This is a genomic window from Dorea longicatena, assembly GCF_025150085.1.
In the GTDB taxonomy this organism is placed as follows: Bacteria; Bacillota; Clostridia; order Lachnospirales; family Lachnospiraceae; genus Dorea_A; species Dorea_A longicatena.
The window spans coordinates 2,419,637-2,440,954 of record NZ_CP102280.1 but is presented as its reverse complement, the minus strand read 5'-3'; the positions used below and the strand labels follow the sequence as shown (position 1 = coordinate 2,440,954).

The window sequence follows — 21,318 nt, the reverse complement described above, 5'->3', positions numbered from 1 at the left end:
AGATCGACCTAAAAGACCAGTATTTTGGTACAGAGATTGAGATGACAGGTATCAGCCGCTATGATGCGGCTGTTGCGATTGGAAGAATGTTCGGAACAGAGCCATATCATATCCGTTCTTACGATTCATGGTGTGTAAAAGATTCAGATGGAAAAACGTGGAAATTTTCAAGAGACAGCAGTATCGACTGTGAAAGGCTGGCAAATGGTACTGTAATAGATGCCGATGGAGATTATTCGACAGAAATGGTATCCCCGAAATTGGAATATTCGGAAATGGGGAAACTCCAGGAAGTGGTGCGGTGTGTCAAAAACGCAGGTGCTTTTGTCAATTCATCCTGTGGCATGCATGTCCATGTGGACGCATCCAATCATACACCAAGGAGTCTGAAAAATGCACTGACGATCATGTACTGCAAAGAGGATATTCTGTTCAAAGCCTTAAATGTACAGACGAGAAGGGAAGATGAGTATTGCCAGAAAGTCCGTCCTATGGTATTGGAGAAGATCCGCCGGATGCCAAACAGCACCATCACGATGGAAAAATTCAAAAGGGCATGGTATGAGGGAAATGACGGAAGCTCCGAGCATTACAACTGGACAAGGTATTATGCCTTAAACCTACATGCTGTTTTTTCCAAGGGAACACTGGAATGGCGTTGTTTTGAAAGCACCCTCCATGCAGGAAAAGTCCGGTCGAATATCACACTGGCACTTGCCATATCCGCACAGGCGATCAACCAATCTTGTACCCATGCAAAAAAGACGGAGATCGGGGATAACCCGGCATTTACGTTCCGCACCTTTCTGCTCCGCCTCGGATTGATCGGGGACGAATACAAAAATGTGCGGAAGCATCTGCTTGCCAATCTGGACGGGGATAAGGCATGGCGGTATGACAAAAGTACCTATGCCTGTCTGCAGAATCCAAGACGGACAGATGATGCGAGATAACAGAATAATGAGAACAGACAGGCCGGGTGGAAACATCCGGCTGTTCTTATGCAAAATGAAGAAAAAGAAGAAAGAGGTAGAAAACATGAAGAGTAAATATCGATTCAGGCGAATCCTTTCAGGGGTGATGGCGGCAGTCACCATCTTATCCACGGTCATTTCACCGCTGACGGTGTATGCTTCGGAAGAGCCGAAAGCGGCGGAACCGCCAGCGTATGAATCCGTAAAGGATCAGCTGGATGAAAATGAAGTGGTAAAAGCCACCGATCTGGAGCTGGAAGTCGGACAGGACTTTGATGTTTCCACGGATTTTACAAATTTGGAAATCAAGGACGAAAGCAAAGTCAAAGTGACATTCCAGAAAGCAGAGAATGACGCCGGGGAGAACTTCAGCACCAGCCATGCAGACACTTACCATGCCGTTTATTATGTGGAGCCAGTCAACCAGAACCAGCCGGTTTATCAGATTGGGAGAAACCTGATCGTAAAAGAGCCTGTGACAGCAGCTCAGAGTGAACCGCAGACAGAACAGGCAGTTACCGAAGAGGATACAGGTTCTGATGATGAGGAAGCTGCCTCGCAGGAAGAAACTGAGACAGTGCCTGTAGAGACAGAAATTGTTGAGCCGGAGACAGCTGAATCTGAAACAGAAGAACCGGAAGAAACAGAACCCGAATTTCAGGACGGACTTTCCGAATCCGAGTTTGATGCTGCATTAGAGGAATCCGAAACGGAAAATACAACCGATGAAGAATCCGGGCTGACACTCAGCGATGTTCTGGAGCAGGCAGGGGAACAGGATATTGACCTGATGGCAATGGAAGATGGGGAAACCGTTTCATTCACCGCAGTCAATACCAGTACAAGAGCAACACAGGACGTAGGTGTGACAAGAGGGGCTGCATACTATTATGCAGACTACGGTCTGGGTTCCTATGTAACTTATAAATATACCGTAAAATTTGGAAACGTGTCTGCAACTGCCTACTGTGTGCAGCCGTCCAAGGCAGGACCTGGGGATGGTGTCTATAAGATCACCAAACTGGGTGACAGCAAAGCACTGGCAAAAGTATGCTACTACGGCACAAAAGCATCCGGCGAAAATGGATTTTTCTCAGAGAAACATCCTGATTTTTCCGCTGGAAAACAGTTTATCATTGTCCATCTGGCTGCGTCTTATGCCAATAACAGTAGTGACGCTTTTTCCGGTACGAATGCAACCGGACAGGCTCTGGCAATGGAACTCTACAATTATTGCATGAGCCAGCCGGAGATACCGGAAGTGGACATGAGTTTCTCCAATGCAAATGTTACCGCATATATCAGCGGCAACAGCCAGAGAACAGAAGAGATCACCTTCAAGGCATCCGAACTGCAGACCATCACCATGAAGCTGCCGTCCGGTGTCAAACTGCATAATGTGACAACGGGAAAAACAAGCAGTGCAGGTGCATCCGTGGAGATCTGCGGCGGTACCAAATTCTACTTATCTGCACCGCTGACACAGGCAGTGAATGTCAAAGGGGAATGGTCTGTCACCATGAAGGGAAGCATCATCAAAGATTATTCCGCTTATAAGATCACAACCGGAAGCGAGACACAGGACCTTGCCCTGGTATTTGGCGAGGGTGTGACCGATGAGAAATATGTAGATTTTAAAGTATCATGGGTAAAACAGGCAACTCTGGAGATCGTAAAGAAAGACCGTAAGAGCAACAAAGCCATCGCAGGTGCAGTTTATGGCGTTTATAGTGACAAGGATGGAAAGAACCTGATCACAAAGATGCCGGCCACAGATGCTAACGGAGCTTCCAGCGTTACGATCACCAAAACACAGGATACCGTATACCTGAAAGAGATCTCCGTACCAAACGGATATCTGCTGGATACCAAAGCCTACGATGTGAAACTGGTCATCGGGGATACCGTAAAACAGACCGTTACCGATGCAGAGCAGATGGCAAGCCTGACCGTTTACAAATTAGGCGAAGTCCTGACCGGAGCAAAGGTGACCGATGATGGTGTTTCCTTTGTTTATACAGAGCAGAAACAAAAAGGCGCGGTTTACAACGTTTATGCTGCAGAGGAAATTGTATCCGCAGACGGAACAATCATCTACAAAAAAGATGCACTGGTTAAAGCCGGACTCACCACCGGGGATGACGGAAGTGCCACACTGGATAAGTTATATCTGGGGAAATATGTGGTAAAAGAAATGCAGGCACCACAAAATCTGGTATGCACTGGTGAAAGCCAGGAGATCACCCTTTCCTATGCCGGAAGTAATGTGGAAAAGGTCATGGGAAGCGTGACATTCAAAAATGACCGCCAGAAAGCAAGCGTGAGTGTATACAAACAGGATAAAGAAACCAGGAAATATCTTCCGGGCGGCACTTATGGTCTGTATGCCGGAAATGACATCAAAGCAGCGGACGGAACCATTGTGGTCAAGAAAGATACTCTCATTGAGAAAGCAGTGACCGGAACAGACGGAAAAGCCGTATATCAGGCAGACCTGCCAATCGCCAACAGCTACTACATGAAAGAGCTGGGTGCACCAGCTGGATATGTGAGAAACGGCGAGGATGTGTACTCCTTTACCTTCCAGTACACAACAGACAAAGAGGCAACGGTTTCTTTCAACCATACGTTCCAGAATGAGCGGATCAATGCGAAGATCAAACTGGTAAAAGAGGATTCCGAAACCGGAAAGACCGCACAGGGAGATGCAACACTTGAGGGTGCTGTTTACGGATTGTATGCCCGTGAAGATATCGTACATCCAGATGGACAGACAGGTGTTCTTTACCCGGCAGGAACACAGATTGCAACCCTGACTACGGATACAGAGGGAAATGCAGAAGTCGCAGACCTCTATCTCGGAAAGTATTATGTGAAAGAACTGACTCCGCCTGTCGGATATCTGGCAGACACGGAAGAACATGATCTGGAGTGTAATGACGAGGGAGATCTGGTTCAGACGGTAGAACGTACCGCAACTTCTCTGGAAGATGTGATCAAACAGCCGTTCCAGGTCATTAAAGCAGCCAACAATGGTAAGACCGATGCCGATCTGTTAAAAGGTGTGGGATTCAGTGCATATCTGGAGAGCAGCCTGAAGAAAAATAAGGACGGTTCCTATGACTTTGCATCTGCTACTCCGGTCGTGCTGACCGCAGACGGACAGACAGAAATGTTCACGGATGAGCGTGGATATGCATGCTCCATTCCGCTTGCATACGGAACCTACATTGTAAGGGAGACCACCACACCGCACAACTTCCAACCAGTCGATGACTTTAAGGTTGTGATCTCGGAAAACAATCCGGATCAGCCGCAGGTATGGCGTGTGCTTCTGGACGAAGAGTTTGAAGCAAAATTAAAGATCGTCAAAAAAGATGACGAGACAAAGAAATCTGTCCTGGTTCCGAATACCGAGTTTAAAGTATACAATCTGGATAACAAGAAATATGTGGAACAGGTGACCACCTACCCATCTACTACGGTACATAAATCTTATTTTACGGATGAGAATGGATACCTGATCCTGCCACAGAATCTGGCTTGTGGAAATTACCGCATCGAAGAAGTGACTGCACCGGATGGATACACCCACAGTGCCAATACCGTGGAAATCAAGGTAGACAGCGATACCGCATACCAGGAAGATCCGGTCAGCGGTGACCTGATCATCGAGGTGGAATTCGAGAACCACCCGGCAAAAGGCAGACTGACCATCCACAAGGAAGGAGAAGTAGTCAAAGGTTTTGACAAGGATTTCACCTATGAGGAAGCCAGCCTTGCAGGAGCCGTGTTTGAGGTTTATGCCGCAGAAGATATCTATACCGCAGACCATCAGAAAGATGAGAACGGCAACCGTTATCTGGAATATGCCAAAGATACACTGGTGGCAACGGTGACAACTGATGAAACCGGAAGTGCCGTAATCGAGAATCTTCCGCTCGGAACATACCGGGTAGAAGAGAAAAAAGCACCGGAAGGCTACACCTGGAATGCCAAAGGGGAAGAGGTAACCTTTACCTATGCCGGACAGGATACCCCGGTCGTAGACGAAGAAGTGACATTTAAAAATGAACGCCAGAAAGTAAGCATCACCGTGGAAAAACAGGACGCAGAAACCGGAAGCGTGGTAGCCGGAGCTGTATTTGGACTTTACAATAAGAAGGAAATCAAATCAGGCAACAAGGTCATCGTGAAAGCAGATACCTTATTACAGGAGATCACAAGCGATGAAAAAGGACAGGCACACTTTACCCTGGACCTGCCGCTTGGAACTTATTATGTAAAAGAGATTTCCGCACCGGACGGTTTTGTATCCTCTGATGAGGTACTGGAATTTGATGCCACCTATCAGGGGCAGGACATTCCGACCATCAAGCTGAAATCTGTGAAGAAGAACCAGCCGACCACCATCGAGATGACCAAATCCGATCTGACCACAGGCGTAGAGCTGAACGGGGCATCCCTTTCTGTTCTGGACAAGGATGGAAATGTGATCGACAGCTGGACTTCCGTAAAGGATGAGCCTCATGTGATCAAATATCTGACTGTTGGAAAAACTTATATCCTCCGTGAATCCCTTGCACCGCTTGGTTATTTAAAGACCACAGATGTGGAATTCACCGTTCAGGATACCGCAGAAGTACAGAAAGTGGAAATGAAAGACGATGTGCCGAAAGCACTGCTGATCGTAAACAAGAAGGGTGAATTCCTTGATAAGATCACCCTGCTGGACAATGTCAAAGGCGTTGTAGAGCATCTGTTTGAGTACATCACAGGAAGCCTGTCAGACGTTACCTTTGAGATTTACGCTGCAGAGGATATCAAAGCAGCCGATGGCGTAAGCCCGGATTACTATTCCAAAGATGAGCTGGTAGCAACTGTGACAACGGACGCAAACGGCATTGCAGAAGTATCTGATCTTCCGGTTGGAAAATACTATGTCAAAGAGGTCGGCACAGCATATGGTTACGTCCTGGATGATGAACCACGATATGTAGATCTTTCCTACCGTGACCAGGATACCCCTGTTGTCGTATACGATGAGGACTGGCAGAACAACCGCCAGAAGGTAAAAGTGAACGTCCTGAAGAAAGAAAAGGATACCGACCGTGTATTAAAAGGCGGCATCTTTGGTTTGTACACCAGAAACGATATCCTGTCCGCATCTGGAAAGGTGCTGATGGAGGCCGATACCCTGATCGAATTAAAAACAACGGATGCAGATGGAAAGATTTCCTTTATTGCAGACCTGCCGATTGACGGAACCTATTATGTGAAGGAGCTGTATGCACCGGATGGATTTGTCACCACCGGAGAAGAACAGGAATTTGTTTTTGAGTACCAGGGAGACAAAGAAGCAGAAGTGTCCTATGAGTTCGTATTTGAAGATGAGCCGACAACCGTGGAACTTTCCAAAACCGATCTGACCACAGGCGAGGAACTGCCGGGAGCCAGATTACAGCTGACGGATGAAAACGGGGCTGTTGTTGAGGAATGGACATCCACCAAGGAGCCGCACATCATCAAAGAACTGGTTGTAGGAAAATCGTACACCCTGACAGAAACCAAGCCGACCGATGGATATGCCACTGCGGAAAGCATCACATTCACCGTGGAGAATACTGTAGAGATCCAGAAACAGATAATGGAAGATGACGTGACCAAAGTGGAGATTAGCAAAACGGATATTACCGGAGATACTGAGATCGAAGGAGCTAAACTGACCATCACAGATGAAAATGGCAACATCGTAGAAACCTGGACTTCCGGTAAAGAGCCGCATTATATCGAAAAACTTCCGATCGGTGAATACACCCTGAAAGAAGAGCAGGCTCCAAACGGTTATGTTGTTGCAGAAGAGATCACCTTCGAGGTGGCAGATACCGCAGAGATCCAGAAGGTAGCCATGAAAGATGATACCGCAAAGGGACGTCTGATCGTTGAGAAAACAGATAAGGATACCGGAGCTGCACTGAAAGATGCGGAATTTGAACTGAGGGATGCGGATGGCAAAGTGGTAGAAACCCTAACCACTGATGAAAACGGCCATGCAACCAGCGGACTGCTTGCAATCGGAACTTATAAGGACGGCAAATTTGATAAGGCAGCCACCTATTATCTGGTTGAGACCAAAGCACCGGAGGGCTATCAGCTGGATGGGACCAAACATGAGGTGACATTTACCTATGTAGATGACAAAACTCCAGTGATCGAAGTCATCCAGAAAGTGACGAACGAGAAGCTGCCGGAGGATACCCCGTCTGTAAGCAACCCGAAAACAGGTGATGACACCAACCTCTGGATTCCGGCCCTGTGCCTGATTCTTTCCGCAGGCGGTCTGATTGGTATGAGTGTGGCATCCAGAAGAAAGAAGAAAAAAGGGGGCAGATAGGCTGAAACAATTATATTTTGCGTATGGAAGCAACATGGATCTGGACCAGATGGCATATCGGTGCCCAAAGGCGGAGGTGGTAGAAACCGTCCGCCTGGAGGGGTATCGGCTGACCTTTGCAGCCGCAGGAAGCGGTCTTGCCACCATCTTCCCGGAAGAGGGAAGCCATGTGGACGGCGTCCTCTGGTCACTGACCGGGGACTGCGAAAAGAGTCTGGATCTTTATGAAGGCTATCCTGATTTTTACGACAAACAGGAAATCACCGTCAAGAATAAAGGCGGAAGAGAGATCAAAGCCATTGTCTATATCATGACAAAAGATTACATGCAGAACTTTAATCCGCCCGGACGGTCGTACCTGACCGGAATCTTAAAGGGCTGCAGGCAGAATCAGATTCCAACAGAACCAATCCTGAAAGCAGCAAGGAAACCGCCTGTGCCGGGACAGACACAGAAGAGTCAGCCAAAGAAGAGAAAAGCCGGACAGGAACGATGAAAATCGTGAAAAAACTTTTTCAAGCGGTATGTCTTGCTGCTCTTTTCTTAAGTGCCGGATTTCTGATTTACCACATGGTATATCTTCCAATGGAAAACAAAAAGCTGGTGGCAGAGCTGAAAGGGAATTTCCCGGAGCCGGAAGCTCCGGGAGCCTCAGGCTCTGAAAAGAAAGACCAACCAGCTGGAAGAAAATGCCCGGTGGCTGCGGTAGACCTTGTTACTCTTCGGAAACAATACCTGGATGTGCAGGGATGGCTGACGATACCAGATACCGGAATCGATTATCCGGTGCTTCAGTCCGAACAGGAGAATGGGGAGTTTTACCTGAAACGGAATTACAAAAAGGAATATGACATCAACGGAAGCCTGTTTTTACAGGCAGACTGCAAAGTGTCTGAAAGTCGGAACCTTATCATTTACGGTCACAACATGAACAGTGGGGCAATGTTCGGAAATCTGGACTTCTATGCAGATGAAACATATTATCAGGAGCATCCCTTTGCTTATCTTCAGACAGAGGATAGCATTCAGGAATACCGAATTGTCACGGTGCTGAAAGCAGACAGGAATTTGTTCCCATTCCAGCAGAAACTCGCAGATGCGGAGGCAGTGCAGGAATATTTAAAAGCAGCTAAGCAGAGGGAAGTGTTCGAAACCGGGGATGATTACCTGAAGTGTATATACGATAAGGTTTTGACGCTCGTCACGTGTTCATATGAATGGAGCGGTGCCAGGAACATCGTCCTGGCGGTGCCGGTTTCCGGGGCAGTGTGGAGTCAGAAGTGTTCGTAAGTACCAGAAAAGTGCAGAAAATGAGACAAATAATGACCGCACGGGCAGGGATGTGTTCAAAACAGGGGGATTATGTAAGGGTGTGCATTGGTAGTATTTAGGTTGAAAAAAGTGTCTGAAAGTACCAGAAAAGTGCAGAATGTGAGACAACTTATAACCCAGATCCGGCAGAAAGTGTTCCAGAAAGGAGCGTTTCCTGCCGTTATTATTTACTTGGAAAGGATGGTAACGATTATGAAACGATTTTATACAGCAGAATCCGTAACAGAAGGACATCCGGATAAGCTCTGCGACCTGATCGCAGACAGCATTCTGGACGCGTGTCTGAAAGAGGACGAAAATTCCAGAGTGGCCTGCGAGGTGCTGGCGACCAAAAGGAACATCATTGTGGCAGGAGAAATCACCAGCCGATTTGAGCCACAGGTGTTTGAAATCATCAAAAAGGTGCTGGAGAGTGCAGGCTATGAAGCAGAGGAAATCCACATGGATGCCCTCATCCACAAACAGAGTCCGGATATCGCCGGGGCAGTGGAGAGATCCAGAGAACGAAGGGCAGGGACTGTTTCTGTTCAGAGCGGACTTGCCAGCGGTGCCGGGGATCAGGGCATCATGATTGGTTACGCCTGCGATGAGACACCGCAGCTTATGCCGATGCCAGTGGTTCTGGCGAACCGCATTGTAAGGGAACTGTCTGCAAGCCGTAGAAGCGGATATATCACGGGAATCTTGCCAGATGGAAAGGCGCAGGTGACCGTGGAGTATGAAGATGACAGACCTGCCCGGCTGGATACCGTCATTGTGTCCTGCCAGCATGAAAAGGAAAAATCCCTTCGGAAGCTGGAGCATGAGATCCGGGAGAAAGTGTTACGCCCGGCACTCCGTATGCTGCCACCGGATGAGGATACCAAGATCCTGATTAACCCATCGGGTAGATTTGTGTGCGGAGGTCTGGATGCAGACACCGGACTGACCGGAAGGAAACTAATGGTGGATACCTACGGCAGCCTGGTACCGCATGGCGGCGGTGCATTCTCCGGGAAGGATTGTTCCAAAGTTGACCGTTCCGGGGCATACATGGCCCGTTACATCGCCAAAAACATGGTAGCTGCCGGACTTGCCAGCCGATGCCAGGTGTCCCTTGCCTATGCCATTGGGGTTGCCCAGCCAGTCATGGTGCAGGTGGATACCTTTGGAACGGGAAAGATCTGTGCGGATGACTGCCTCGCCGCAGCGATCCCTCTGGTGTTCGGGCTTACCCCAAGCCAGATCTGTGACACCCTGCACCTGAAGCGGCCAATCTACCGACAGAGTGCGGTGTTCGGGCATTTTGGAAGAAAGGAATTCCCGTGGGAGAAAACGGATAAGGCAGAGCAGCTCCGGGATACCGTGATGTAATGCCGTGGATTCCGGAAGAAGAAATCAAACGTGCAAGGGAGATCACCGCCATTGAATACCTGAAGAAATATCAGCCAAACCGTCTGAAAAAATCTTCAGCCAGAAATGAATGGGAGCTGACAGACCACGACAGCTTTAAGATTAACGAGCAGACCAGCCAGTGGCACTGGAAATCCAGAGATATCGGGGGCACCAGTGCTTTAAATTTCCTGATTCATGTAGACGGGTGTTCTTTTCTGGAGGCAGTGCAAATGCTGAAAGATGAGTATCCCACCTATATCCCTCCTCCAGTGGAAGCAAAGCCAAAGAAGCCATTTGTCCTGCCTACGGCCAGCCCAGACTGCCGCAGGGTGTTCCGCTATCTGAAAGAGCGGGGCATCAGTGGCGAGGTCTTACAGCGGTGTGTTCATTTGGAAATCTTATATGAGAGTCTGCCCTACCACAATGCCGTGTTCATAGGACGGGATGAAAACCAGGTGGCAAGATATGCTTTCCTGCGTGGGATTTACGATGCCAGCGGAAAGTCTTTTAAGATGGAACAGGCCGGAAGTGAAAAGGCATACGCTTTTTGTGTTCCGGCGAAATCGGGATGCAGACGGGTTGCTGTTTATGAAGCCTGTGTGGATGTGCTTGCCCACATGACATTGGAACAGAGACAGGGAAGCCGGGATAAGTACCGTCTGGAGCTTGGCGGGATCAGCGCACCAAAAGAAGGGCAGAGCCAGCGGAGCATGAAAAAGCCGCAGGCATTGGAACATTTTCTGTCCCAGCACCCGGAGATCACCGAGATCGAAGTGTGTACCGACAATGACTTTGCCGGACGGTGGGCGTGTGAACATATCCGAAAAGCCTACGAGGGAAGCTATCGGATCATCGAGAACCTGCCGGAAATCGAAGGGGCAGACTGGGCAGACATGGCAAAAATGGCTGCCCGTACACCGGAGAAACGGCAGAATAGGGAAGCGAGGTGATGCTTTGAAAGATAAAATAGAAGTGGAAATGCTGTCACCTCTGATGGCAGAGTTTATTCCGGACTATTCAGATATTGTGAATCTGGATGATGCGGAGCCATTGGAAGGACCTGACCTGGTGCAGTATCAGACATCCATCGCAGAAAAGGTTGACGAGATCAATCGGCTCGGTATGCCTGACAACCAGCCATGCAACCTGATCGATTATTTTGACCAAAACAAGGACATTAAGGAAAAAGTGGAACGCATTACAATGGCGGTAAAGGAACAGGAGGGCGTTTTATATGGCTGTGCAAACCTGACACTCCGGGAGAATCTGACACCAGAGGAATACCGTGTGGTGGGGCAGTATCTGAGAGGGCAGTACAGCGATGGCTGGGGAGAAAGTCTGGAACAGCGGGAGATCAAGGTAGACGGTGGTGAATTATACTTACATTTCTATGTTGGTGCCGGTTCGGATTTCCAGATACAGGTGAAAGCACCGGAAAACGGTGTGCAGGAAAAGCAGCCGGAACAAAAGCCGTCCCGTCCAGAACTTAAGCTCTTAGGGCATGACGGAAATATTTTCTCAATCCTTGGGGATGCCGCAAGACTGCTTAGACGTGCCGGGATGTCCGAACAGGCCAACGAAATGGCGGATCGTGTCCACAAGAGCAGCAATTACTATGAAGCGCTGGGAATCATCAGCGAATACGTGGAAACCGAGCTGTCGGACCACCGTGAACAGCCCAGAACGCCAAGAAAAGAAACACTGAAAAAAGAGGATACCTGCCGATGAGCAGTTCCATAAAGAAAAGCACTTCCAGAGAAATCTGGAAAATAAGCGACCGAAAGGATGATGCCTATGGGAAATACCCTGAAACTTGAAGATCTTTTAAAACCGGACTGTGTGCCGGATGAGTCTGCCGGAGGGGAGAACTGGCGTATCCTGCATGGAGATACCTTAAAACTGGTCAAAGGATTCCAGCCGGGGATCTTTGATGCAGTTATAACCGATCCGCCCTATGCGTCCGGGGGAACCAAGCAGAACGAACGCAACCGAACTACCAACCAGAAGTACAGCAGCATGAAAGCAGAAAATGCCCTGCCGGATTTTGATGGGGATAATAAAGACCAGCGTTCCTGGACCCACTGGATGGCAGAATGGCTGTACGATGTGCGGAAAGCCTGCAAGAGAGGGGCTCCGATCTGCCTCTTTATTGACTGGAGACAGTACCCGTCCATCACCGATGCCCTCCAGTGGGCAGGGTGGATCTGGAGAGGGACTGCCGTCTGGGACAAGGGGAACTCTCGTCCGCAGAAAGGCAGATTCCGCCAGCAGGCAGAATATATTGTATGGGGAAGCAACGGACCGATGCCGATCAACCGCCCGGTGTCCTGCCTTCCGGGTGTGTTCCGTTATGGGAATCCCCAGAACCGCATCCATGTGACAGAAAAGCCGCTCCAGCTGATGAAGGATGTCATCCAGATCTGTGAGCCGGGCGGCCTGATCTTAGACCCGTTTGCCGGAGCTGGTACTACCATCCTTGCGGCGGCAGAGTCGGGGTTTCAGGCAGTCGGCATTGAAGTGACCGATGCGTATTATAAGCTGGGAAGCGACCGTGTCCGCATTGCACTGGAAGCTGGGGAAGAAGCGGAAAACAAAGAACCACAGTAGCCGGATGTCTGGCAGACATCTGAAAAAGAGAAGAAAAGAATCCAGATGTCCACAAGACATCCACAGAGCGGAATGCTTTGTGGGTGTTTCTTTTTGGAAAAACGCCGGGCAGAGGAAACCTGTCCGGCCAGGAAAGGAGATGGTCGTATTGGAACAGGCACTTGCTTATGTCTGCTGTTCTGCAGAAGAAGGAAAGACCAAAGTACAGCGGTACTGCCGGAAGATCTACGAACTGGGATATGTGCCGATCTGCCCGCAGTACAGCTTTTCCCCATTCCTTGATGACGGGGATGCAGAGGATATGCAGGCCATGCGGAGAATGTCCCACCAGATATTAAGGCGGTGCAGGATGGTGGTTGTCTGCGGAAAAGAGACCACCGGGACGATGAACACGGAGATCAGCATGGCTGACAGACTCCATATCATCTGTACCACACTGGATGGGTTGAGCAAAATCAAGGAAAATGAATGATTCAGAAAAACAACTGGTTCAGAGGGGACGAAACCGGATGCGACTGGTTTTGCAAGCATAGCGTTTGGATATCCAAACGCACTTTGGGGAGAACCCCAATCCCCCATACCGAGCCGTAAACAGACGAAAGGAGAACGAAAAAATGTTGGGATTTATACTTGGCACAATGACCGGAGGAGTAATGGGAATTTTTGCAATGTGTCTTTTCATAGCTGGGAAGCGTGAGGATGAGGCACTGGAGCGGTGCCGGATGAAACGGAAGGAGATCATCGACCACGGCGTGTGCATCTGTTTTGTAAACAGCCAGGGAGAGGAACTATTCCGTCTGGCAGACGGAGAAAGCCTTGTGCAGAATGCCCCAAATGGAGAGCGGAATGTATCCACCTGCCATTATCTGGATGCCGATTCTGCCATGATCGATGGGAAGAAATGGAACCTTCTGGAATTTGCAAAAGAGATGGAAAAGAGAGGGATCATGTTCGCCCCGATGGTGCTGTGCCAGGTATCGGAAAGGGGGTGAGGCCCATATGAAGAAAAAAATCATTGCTGCAGCGGTAGCCATCGGCGTCCTGGCAGGTTTCCTGATCTGGAAAAATCGTGAAATGTAATGGAGCAACAACCAATAACCCGTTGGAAAGCAGGTGAAGAGATGAGAAAAAGAAACCATGTGATACCAGTCCGCCTCAATGCGAAGGAGCTGCGTTTTCTGGAAGAGCAGGTAGAGAAAAGCGGCCTGTCCCGTGAGGAATATATCCGTTCCCTTGTCATGGGCGGCGAAGTCCGGGCAAGACCCTGTGAGCATCATACGGAGCTTTTGCGGAAAATATCCGGTCTGTGCAACAATGCCAACCAGCTTGCCCATGTAGCTAACGGCTGTGGGATGGCCGGGGAAGAGAGCATCCGGGAAATGCTCCGCATGACAAAAGAAACATGGAGGCTGGTCAAAGAGGAATGGTAGCCGATGGCATACACCAGTATCATCCCGGTCAGCCGTCTGGACAATTCCATCACGTACATCCGAAACAAGGATAAGACCACAAAAAAAGGGCAAAGTGCCGGCTCTCTGGAAGAAGCCATTGATTACGCCATGAACCGGGACAAGACGGAGCGTTCCATTTTTGAGGATGCCATCGGCTGTGTCTGTGAGACTGCCTATCAAGATATGGTAGCTACAAAGAAACGATACCACAAGATGGACGGGGTGCAGGGCTTCCATCTGGTGCAGAGCTTTGCCAAAGGGGAAGTCACCCCAGAGCTGGCCCACCGGATCGGCATGGAGCTGGCAAAAAGGCTCCTGCAGGGAAAATACGAAGCAGTGATCACTACCCATCTGAACACGGAGCATTACCATAACCACATTGTGTTTAATTCCGTGAGCATGGAAGATGGGAAAAAATATCACAGCAACAGCAGGAGTTACTACGAAGATGTGCGGAAAGCTTCGGATGCCTTATGCCTGAAATACGGCTTATCCGTCATCGAGCCGAAAAACGGCAAGGGGAAATCCTACGCCCAGTGGATGGCAGAACAGGACGGAAAGCCGACCTGGAGAACCTCGATCCGTCTGGATATCCGGGATGCAGTGGCAGAGAGCTTCACATGGAAACAGTTCCTGGATCAGATGAAGCAGAGGGGATACCAGTGGAAGCTGAACCGGAAGTACATTGCATTAAAAGCACCGGGAATGGAACGGTATATCCGTCTGCGGAGCCTTGGGAAGAATTATTCGGAAGAGGGCATCCGACAGTGGATCTTGCAGCCAAAGAGCAGGACACCTGCTGGAAAAGAAGGAGCTTCCCGACCCCCGAAAAAGAAGTTAAAAGGGATACAGGCCCTGTACTATTCCTATCTGTACCAGATGGGTGTTCTGAAGCAGAAACCCAAAAGGATCTCCCCGGTGCTCCGGGCAGATATCCGGAAACTGGATGCCAGGATCGAGCAGATGGAATTTCTCCAGAAGCATCAGATCACCACCCGTGAAGAGCTGCTTGTCTACCGAATTCCATTGGAAGAACAGGTGCAGGCACTCACCAAAGAACGGAAGCGGCTCTACCGGAGCGAACCGGACAGTGCCAGGATCGGTCAGATCACCGAAGAACTAAAGCCGCTTCGGAAGGATATCCGCCTTTGTATCCGGATCGAACAGCAGTCCAGAGAGATGGAAGAAAAGATGCGTCTGGCAGAGCAGATCCAGAGGCAGGCAGAACAGGAAGAGCAGACGGAGAAAAACAGACAACCGAGAACAGAAAGCAGGTGAATGATATGAATTATGGAGGCGATGCGGCGGACCAGATCGTCCGGTATTCGCTGGACGGCGTGGACCACGGGCTCAGGCTTTCGGGTACGCTGGCAAAGCATCTGGCGGTATTTGTTGCCGCCGTATTAAAAGACCAGAAGAAAACGAGGGGCAGAACCCGGATGGTGCGGATGTTAAAGGAGAACAAGCCATTGAAGTTCTTTACCGTGCCGTCCGACCGCCTGAGAGAATTCTGCAGTGAGGGCAGGAAACGGGGACTGCTCTATGTGATCATCCGGGATAAAAAGAACCCGGAGATGAGCGAGGTCATGGTCTTTGCGGATGACGCAGCCAAAGTCAACCGTGTCATGGATAAGATGAACCTTGATTTTGTAAGAAGCGAAGTCGGGGAAGCTGTCCATGAGGTAACTGCCGGAATGGAAGCACCGGAAACCGAAGCAGTACAGGAAACCGTACAGATGCCGGAGGGCGAGGTGCAGTTCGAGATCAGCGATCTGGACGAAGCATTCCAGGTCGGTGATATGGATTTTTCGGAAGGGGAAAAGAATCAGAACCACCCCGAAAAGGAGTTTTCTGAACTGGAAAATTTTATCCCGGTGCAGGAAGAGGGGGAAGAGAATCTGTCCGGCTCTTCCTTGCACAGCAGAAATATTTCTACCGGGCAGGAAAACGGGACTGATGGAGCAAAGCCAAGGGAACAGGAGCGTCCCAGTGTCCGCCGGGAGCTGGAGAACATCAAACGGGAGAAAGCAGAGGAATCCCAGAAGAAGAGCCGGGAAAAGAACCGTGGACCAAAGAAAACGCAGAAGAAAGCGAGAAATAAACGAAAGGTGAAAGCGAGGTAGAAGATGGACCTGACAAAATTTTTAGGGCAGGACACGCAGGAGCAGTCCACCCAGCGGTTATCGAAAGAAGAATATGCCGCACAGAAAAAGCAGGAGAGGGAAGAAATCTGGGGTATGATCGATGGAAAGGCACAGGAGGTCTTCCAGAATGGGGACTCCTTAAAAGGATTCCTTGATTTTATGGGACAGTGCAAGCCGCAGAGGACAGACAACCTGTTCCTGCTTTATGCACAGAATCCGGAGATCCGGCAGGTCAAGACCTTTGAAAAATGGAAGGAAGAAGGTAAGGTAGTCAAGACCGGAAGCAAGGGATACAACTTCATTGTCGGACAGGAATATGAAAAGGACGGTGTCATCCAGCAGGGGTACTCCATCCAGAAAGCCTATGACATCAGCCAGATCCGTACCAAGCAGCCGGAAGAGGCAGAGCCAAAGCCGATGGACCAGCTGATGGAAGCACTGCTGACCGACAGCGAGGTACGGATTCAGATTGCAGACCACCTGCCGGATAAGGTACAGGCACAGTATATCCCGAACAAGCGGACGATCTATGTCCGAAATGGCATGAGCGAAAATGCAACGTTCCATTCCATCAGCCGGGAGCTGGCCTGTGCATCCCTTGACCATCACGATGGAAGCTACAGCCGGGCAGGGGTATCGGCACAGGCCTATTGTGCGGCGTATGTGACAGCACAGAAATACGGCGTGGATGTCTCCGGTTTTTCCTTTGACAAGGTATGCCAGATGCAGGCATTCGGACAGAAAGATCCGAAAGAACTCCGCTCCTTTATCCAGGATGTAAAGAGTGCAGCCTATTCCATTGGCAAGCAGGTAGACCGCAACCTTGGCAAAAGCGAGCAGGAATTTATGACCGATGAATTTGCCATCCCGGAGGAAAAAACGGAGAAACCTGCCAAGAGTAAAAAGTCCCCGGAACGCTGATAAAAAGGGGCTTTTCCGGCTCTTTTGCAGTAGCTTTCCGGGAGGAAGTGTGGTATGTTGTGGTTGAGAAAAAAGAGGAAAAAAGGAGGCTCGCCTATGACAAGAATGCGATATGTAAAGATGGACCGGATCATGAACCACATGCTGATCCATGCACTCCGGGAAGTGTTCCGGCAGGAAAAAGAACAGGGGCTTCCGGTGGATACCACACGGGATCTGGTTCTGAAGCTGGCAGAGCAGGAAGAGGGAAAGCTCTACCTGACAGAAGCCGAACACAGCAAATCCGTGGAAGCCTTAAACCAGCTCCGGGACACATACCTGAAAAACGGACGCTATTCCGATGGGATCGACAGCGTCCTGTTAAAGATCATGAAATCCAGATACCGCCCATACCGTGGAAGGGGAAGATGAAGAAAGGATGTGGTACAAATATACAGAAATATGACACAAGAAAGAATAGAAGCCATGCGGAGAAGATATCCGCCGGGAACCGAGGTCACGCTTAACAGCATGGAGGGGGAGAGCCACATGCCACCCGGCTTAAAAGGTAAGGTGGATATGGTAGACGATGCAGGGCAGATCCACGTAAACTGGGAGAATGGAAGCAGCCTTGCCCTCGTTCCGGGAGTGGACAGCTTCCACATTACGGACCTGCCAAGAGCAGAGAGGCCCAAACAGCAGCCATCCCGGTAACAAACAGCCGGAAGTCAGACTGGGTGATTTGGCTTGCCGGACTGCCTGTCATCTGGTGGGTAGCAATCCTGCTTGCGGATGCCATCCAGCCGGGCAGGAATCTTTTCGAGCTAATGGAGGTTCTCACAGAAAAGCTGAACCATCCCTTCCAGTTTCATTATACGGAATATACCATCAAGTCGATGCTGGTCTGCACGTTACTTTACGCAGCCGGGATCGGCATTTTTTATTCCAGTCAGAAGAACTACCGCAGAGGGGAAGAACATGGCTCTGCCAGATGGGGCGATGCCCGGCAGATCTGTAAGAAATATAGCCAGAAGCCGTACTCCCAGAACATCCTGCTGACACAGAACTTCCGCATTAGCCTTGACACCCACAAGCACCGCAGATGTCTCAACATTCTCGTAGTGGGAGGCTCCGGTGCAGGAAAATCCAGAGGCTTTGCCCTGCCAAACATCATGCAGTGCTGCTGTTCGATGGTCATCACCGATCCGAAAGCCGAGCTGCTCCGAAAGACAGGCGGTCTGCTGGAAAAGAAAGGATATGAGGTGCGTGTCTTTGACCTCATCAATCCCGACACATCTTTTTGCTACAATCCATTCGAGTATGTCCACGATGACAAAGACGTGCTCCGTCTTATTTCCAATCTGATACAAAACACCACACCCAAAGGTTCCCAGTCCTCCGATCCCTTCTGGGAGAAGAGCGAAACCGCACTGCTTCAGGCACTGATGCTGTATCTGCTCCACGAAGCTCCACCGGAAGAACAGAACTTCGCCATGATCATGGAGATGTTAGGCTCGGCACAGGTAAAAGAAGAGGACGAGGACTACGAGTCCCCTCTGGACATTTTGTTTGACCGTCTGGAGATGCGGGACCCGGACAGCATTGCCGTCAAGCAGTATCACATTTACAAGCAGGCGGCAGGTGTTGTATGCTCTAAAAGACTTCTTAATCAAGCGGTTGGGAAGTCTCTTAGAACACACAACTTAAAACCGAAGAAAGGAGCGCAAGTTATGAGAAAAAACGAGAAAATCACTGCTCTGTACGAACGACTGAGCCGTGATGACTTTGGCAAAGATGATGACCAACAGCGTGAGAGCAATTCCATTTCCAATCAAAAAGCTATGTTGGAGGAGTTCGCCGCACGGCAGGGCTTTACAAACATTGTCCATTTCACAGACGATGGCATTAGCGGCACCTGCTTTGACCGCCCCGGATTTTTGGCAATGATGAAAGAGGTTGAAGCCGGGAATGTGGAGTACCTGTGTATCAAGGACATGAGTCGCATGGGTCGTGACTATCTGAAAGTCGGTCAGATTATGGAAATCCTGCGTCAGCGTGGCGTTCGCCTTATCGCCATCAATGACGGCGTGGACAGTGCCAGAGGGGACGATGATTTTACCCCTTTCCGCAACATTATGAACGAGTATTACGCCAGAGACACCAGCCGTAAAATCCGTTCCACTTTCCAGTCAAAAGGCAAGTCCGGCAAGCACCTCACAGGCACGGTCATTTACGGCTATCTCTGGAACGAAGCCAGAGACCAATGGTTGGTTGACCCCGAAGCCGCAGAGGTGGTCAAGCGCATCTTTGCCATGACGATTGAGGGTTACGGTCCGTATCAGATCGCCAGCAAACTGAAATCGGAAAAGGTGCTTATTCCGTCTGCTTACCTTGCCCAACACGGCGAGGGCGTGAACAAAAACAAGACTTTCAAAGATGTGTACGGCTGGGGTTCTTCCACCATTTGCAACATTCTTGAAAAGCGTGAGTATCTGGGACACACCATCAATTTCAAGACCCGAAAGCACTTCAAGGACAAGAAAAGCCATTATGTCCCAGAGGACGAATGGACGATTTTTGAGAATACGCACGAAGCCATTATTGACCAGCAGACCTTTGACCTTGTGCAGAAAATCCGTGGGAATGTCAGACGCTACCCGGACGGCTGGGGCGAAGCAGCTCCCCTCACGGGCTTGCTTTATTGTGCCGATTGCGGCGGCAAGATGTATGTTCACCGCACCAATAACGGCAAGCGCATTTCTCAATACACCTGTTCCCAATACAGCAAAGTCCCAGTTGGAAAGCTCTGCACGACACAGCACCGTATCAATGAAGATGTGGTACTGTCCCTTGTCTCTGAAATGCTGAAAGCCATTGCAGAGTATGCCAAGCATGACAGAGCCGAGTTTGTCCGTGTGGTGCAGGAAGCACAGTCCAGCCAGCAGACGGCAGAGGTCAGGAAACAGCGGACACGCCTTGCCACAGCAAAGCAGAGAGTTTCCGAGCTGGAAGTCCTGCTCTGCAAAATCTATGAGGACAACATTTTAGGAAAGCTGTCCGACAGCAGATACGCCACTCTGGACGCTCAATACGAAAAGGAGCAGACCGAGCTTACCGCTGAAATCTCTGCTCTGGAAAAGGCAGTCAAGAGCTACGAGAAGCACGAAAAGGACGCTGACCGTTTTATCGCTCTGATTGACAAATACGAGAACTTCGACAAGCTGACCATTGCTATGCTCAACGAGTTTATCGAGAAAATCCTTGTGCATGAGCGTGACCGCAAAGGCAGTATACAGACCACACAGGAGGTCGAGATTTACTTCAATTTTGTCGGGCGATTTGTTCCCCCGGCGTTTGGAGAAGTGGAGCTGACCCCGGAAGAATTAGAGGAAATCCGCAAACGTGAGGAACGCAAGGACAGGCTTCATCAGAACTACTTGAAGCGTAAAGCCAGCGGAGCACAGAAGCGATACGAGGACAAAATCAAAAAGCGGAAAAAGGCAGAAATCGAAGCCAAGAAAGCCGCCATTCGTGCGGAGGACATTGCAAAGGGCGTGTTCGTCCCTGTCAGCAGTTTACCGCAGAGAGAGCCGATGAAAGGAGTACAAACAGCATGAATATCACTTACACACAGAACGGCGATTATCTTATCCCAAACATCATTATCCGCAAGACCAAGCCCCTCGGACACTACGGCAGACTTCGCAAGGCGTATCTGGAAATGCACCGTCCGATACTGTTCAATGAGCTGGTGCTATCCGACAAGCTCTTTGAGCATTGCGCCGAGATTGACGAAACAGCACGAAACCGCATGGAGCTGATCGTGCGGTCACTGGCAGAGCAAAACGGCGTGACCGAGCAACTGAAAGCCGAAAACCAAATGGAATGGGTGCGGCAGATGAACGCTTGCAAGGCACAGGCAGAGGAGATTGTGAAAGTGGAATTGATTTATGATTGAGCGAGGAAGTCCGGGCAGAAAACTGTTCGGACTTTTCTCATGTAGTCCAAAGTTGCGGTAGAATTGTTCACGAGTTTTATGGTACAATTTATGCGAATAAAGAAAACGGAAAATTAGAATCTAACAAGAGAATGTGGTTGTATGAAAAAATCCATATTAGTATTTTGGGCAATCGTGTGTCTGT

18 protein-coding genes are annotated in these 21,318 nt (G+C 49.6%); all 18 read left to right on the top strand.

Features of this window, described 5'->3' with window-relative positions; all coding sequences use genetic code 11:
• The first annotated feature begins 2 nt into the window (after nucleotides 1-2).
• The 18 genes from NQ508_RS11625 to NQ508_RS11540 all read left to right on the top strand — a co-directional run bounded on the left by NQ508_RS11625 (nucleotide 3) and on the right by NQ508_RS11540 (nucleotide 21,134).
• The gene (locus tag NQ508_RS11625; protein WP_071849528.1) at nucleotides 3-953 is read left to right on the top strand and encodes an amidoligase family protein; all 951 of its coding nucleotides are present in this window, start codon (nucleotides 3-5) and stop codon (nucleotides 951-953) included.
• Nucleotides 954-1,038: 85 nt separating this feature from the next.
• On the top strand, nucleotides 1,039-7,368 hold the full coding sequence (locus NQ508_RS11620) for an LPXTG cell wall anchor domain-containing protein (protein WP_242654783.1): 6,330 nt from the start codon (nucleotides 1,039-1,041) through the stop codon (nucleotides 7,366-7,368).
• A 34-nt stretch (nucleotides 7,369-7,402) separates the two neighbouring features.
• A complete protein-coding gene (locus tag NQ508_RS11615) occupies nucleotides 7,403-7,864 on the top strand; it encodes a gamma-glutamylcyclotransferase family protein (RefSeq protein ID WP_006428280.1) in 462 nt (153 codons plus the stop codon).
• Nucleotides 7,861-8,658: a class B sortase gene (locus NQ508_RS11610; RefSeq protein WP_006428281.1), complete on the top strand. Its 798-nt coding sequence runs from the start codon at nucleotides 7,861-7,863 to the stop codon at nucleotides 8,656-8,658. The genes NQ508_RS11615 and NQ508_RS11610 overlap by 4 nt, the downstream gene beginning before the upstream one ends.
• A gap of 234 nt (nucleotides 8,659-8,892) precedes the next feature.
• Nucleotides 8,893-10,053 (top strand): methionine adenosyltransferase, encoded by a 1,161-nt coding sequence (gene metK / locus NQ508_RS11605; protein WP_015533350.1) that lies wholly within the window; start codon nucleotides 8,893-8,895, stop codon nucleotides 10,051-10,053.
• Nucleotides 10,053-11,024 carry a DUF3991 domain-containing protein gene (locus NQ508_RS11600; RefSeq protein WP_006428283.1) on the top strand — a complete coding sequence of 324 codons (972 nt, stop codon included), beginning with the start codon at nucleotides 10,053-10,055 and terminating at the stop codon, nucleotides 11,022-11,024. Before metK ends, NQ508_RS11600 begins: the two co-directional genes overlap by 1 nt.
• 4 nt (nucleotides 11,025-11,028) lie before the next feature.
• The gene (locus NQ508_RS11595; RefSeq protein WP_044920348.1) at nucleotides 11,029-11,802 is read left to right on the top strand and encodes a hypothetical protein; all 774 of its coding nucleotides are present in this window, start codon (nucleotides 11,029-11,031) and stop codon (nucleotides 11,800-11,802) included.
• Nucleotides 11,803-11,868: 66 nt separating this feature from the next.
• Entirely contained in the window at nucleotides 11,869-12,681 is an 813-nt protein-coding gene (locus NQ508_RS11590; RefSeq protein WP_015513369.1) for a DNA-methyltransferase, read from the top strand.
• A gap of 139 nt (nucleotides 12,682-12,820) precedes the next feature.
• A complete protein-coding gene (locus NQ508_RS11585; protein ID WP_044920437.1) occupies nucleotides 12,821-13,153 on the top strand; it encodes a DUF7768 domain-containing protein in 333 nt (110 codons plus the stop codon).
• Between the two features lie 142 nt (nucleotides 13,154-13,295).
• Nucleotides 13,296-13,673: a DUF3789 domain-containing protein gene (locus NQ508_RS11580; protein WP_006428287.1), complete on the top strand. Its 378-nt coding sequence runs from the start codon at nucleotides 13,296-13,298 to the stop codon at nucleotides 13,671-13,673.
• Nucleotides 13,674-13,802: 129 nt separating this feature from the next.
• A complete protein-coding gene (locus tag NQ508_RS11575; RefSeq protein WP_044920349.1) occupies nucleotides 13,803-14,111 on the top strand; it encodes a plasmid mobilization protein in 309 nt (102 codons plus the stop codon).
• Nucleotides 14,112-14,114: 3 nt separating this feature from the next.
• Nucleotides 14,115-15,410 carry a relaxase/mobilization nuclease domain-containing protein gene (locus NQ508_RS11570; protein ID WP_006428289.1) on the top strand — a complete coding sequence of 432 codons (1,296 nt, stop codon included), beginning with the start codon at nucleotides 14,115-14,117 and terminating at the stop codon, nucleotides 15,408-15,410.
• 5 nt (nucleotides 15,411-15,415) lie between these two features.
• Entirely contained in the window at nucleotides 15,416-16,255 is an 840-nt protein-coding gene (locus NQ508_RS11565; RefSeq protein WP_006428290.1) for a PcfB family protein, read from the top strand.
• Nucleotides 16,256-16,258: 3 nt separating this feature from the next.
• On the top strand, nucleotides 16,259-17,197 hold the full coding sequence (locus NQ508_RS11560; protein ID WP_006428291.1) for an ArdC-like ssDNA-binding domain-containing protein: 939 nt from the start codon (nucleotides 16,259-16,261) through the stop codon (nucleotides 17,195-17,197).
• A gap of 96 nt (nucleotides 17,198-17,293) precedes the next feature.
• Entirely contained in the window at nucleotides 17,294-17,608 is a 315-nt protein-coding gene (locus NQ508_RS11555) for a hypothetical protein (RefSeq protein ID WP_015513376.1), read from the top strand.
• 9 nt (nucleotides 17,609-17,617) lie between these two features.
• Nucleotides 17,618-17,890, top strand: a complete 273-nt coding sequence (locus tag NQ508_RS11550; RefSeq protein ID WP_330371039.1) for a DUF4314 domain-containing protein — start codon at nucleotides 17,618-17,620, stop codon at nucleotides 17,888-17,890.
• Between the two features lie 26 nt (nucleotides 17,891-17,916).
• Nucleotides 17,917-20,793 carry a type IV secretory system conjugative DNA transfer family protein gene (locus tag NQ508_RS11545; protein WP_044920440.1) on the top strand — a complete coding sequence of 959 codons (2,877 nt, stop codon included), beginning with the start codon at nucleotides 17,917-17,919 and terminating at the stop codon, nucleotides 20,791-20,793.
• Nucleotides 20,790-21,134 (top strand): TnpV protein, encoded by a 345-nt coding sequence (locus NQ508_RS11540; protein ID WP_002593326.1) that lies wholly within the window; start codon nucleotides 20,790-20,792, stop codon nucleotides 21,132-21,134. Before NQ508_RS11545 ends, NQ508_RS11540 begins: the two co-directional genes overlap by 4 nt.
• Nucleotides 21,135-21,318: the final 184 nt, after the last annotated feature.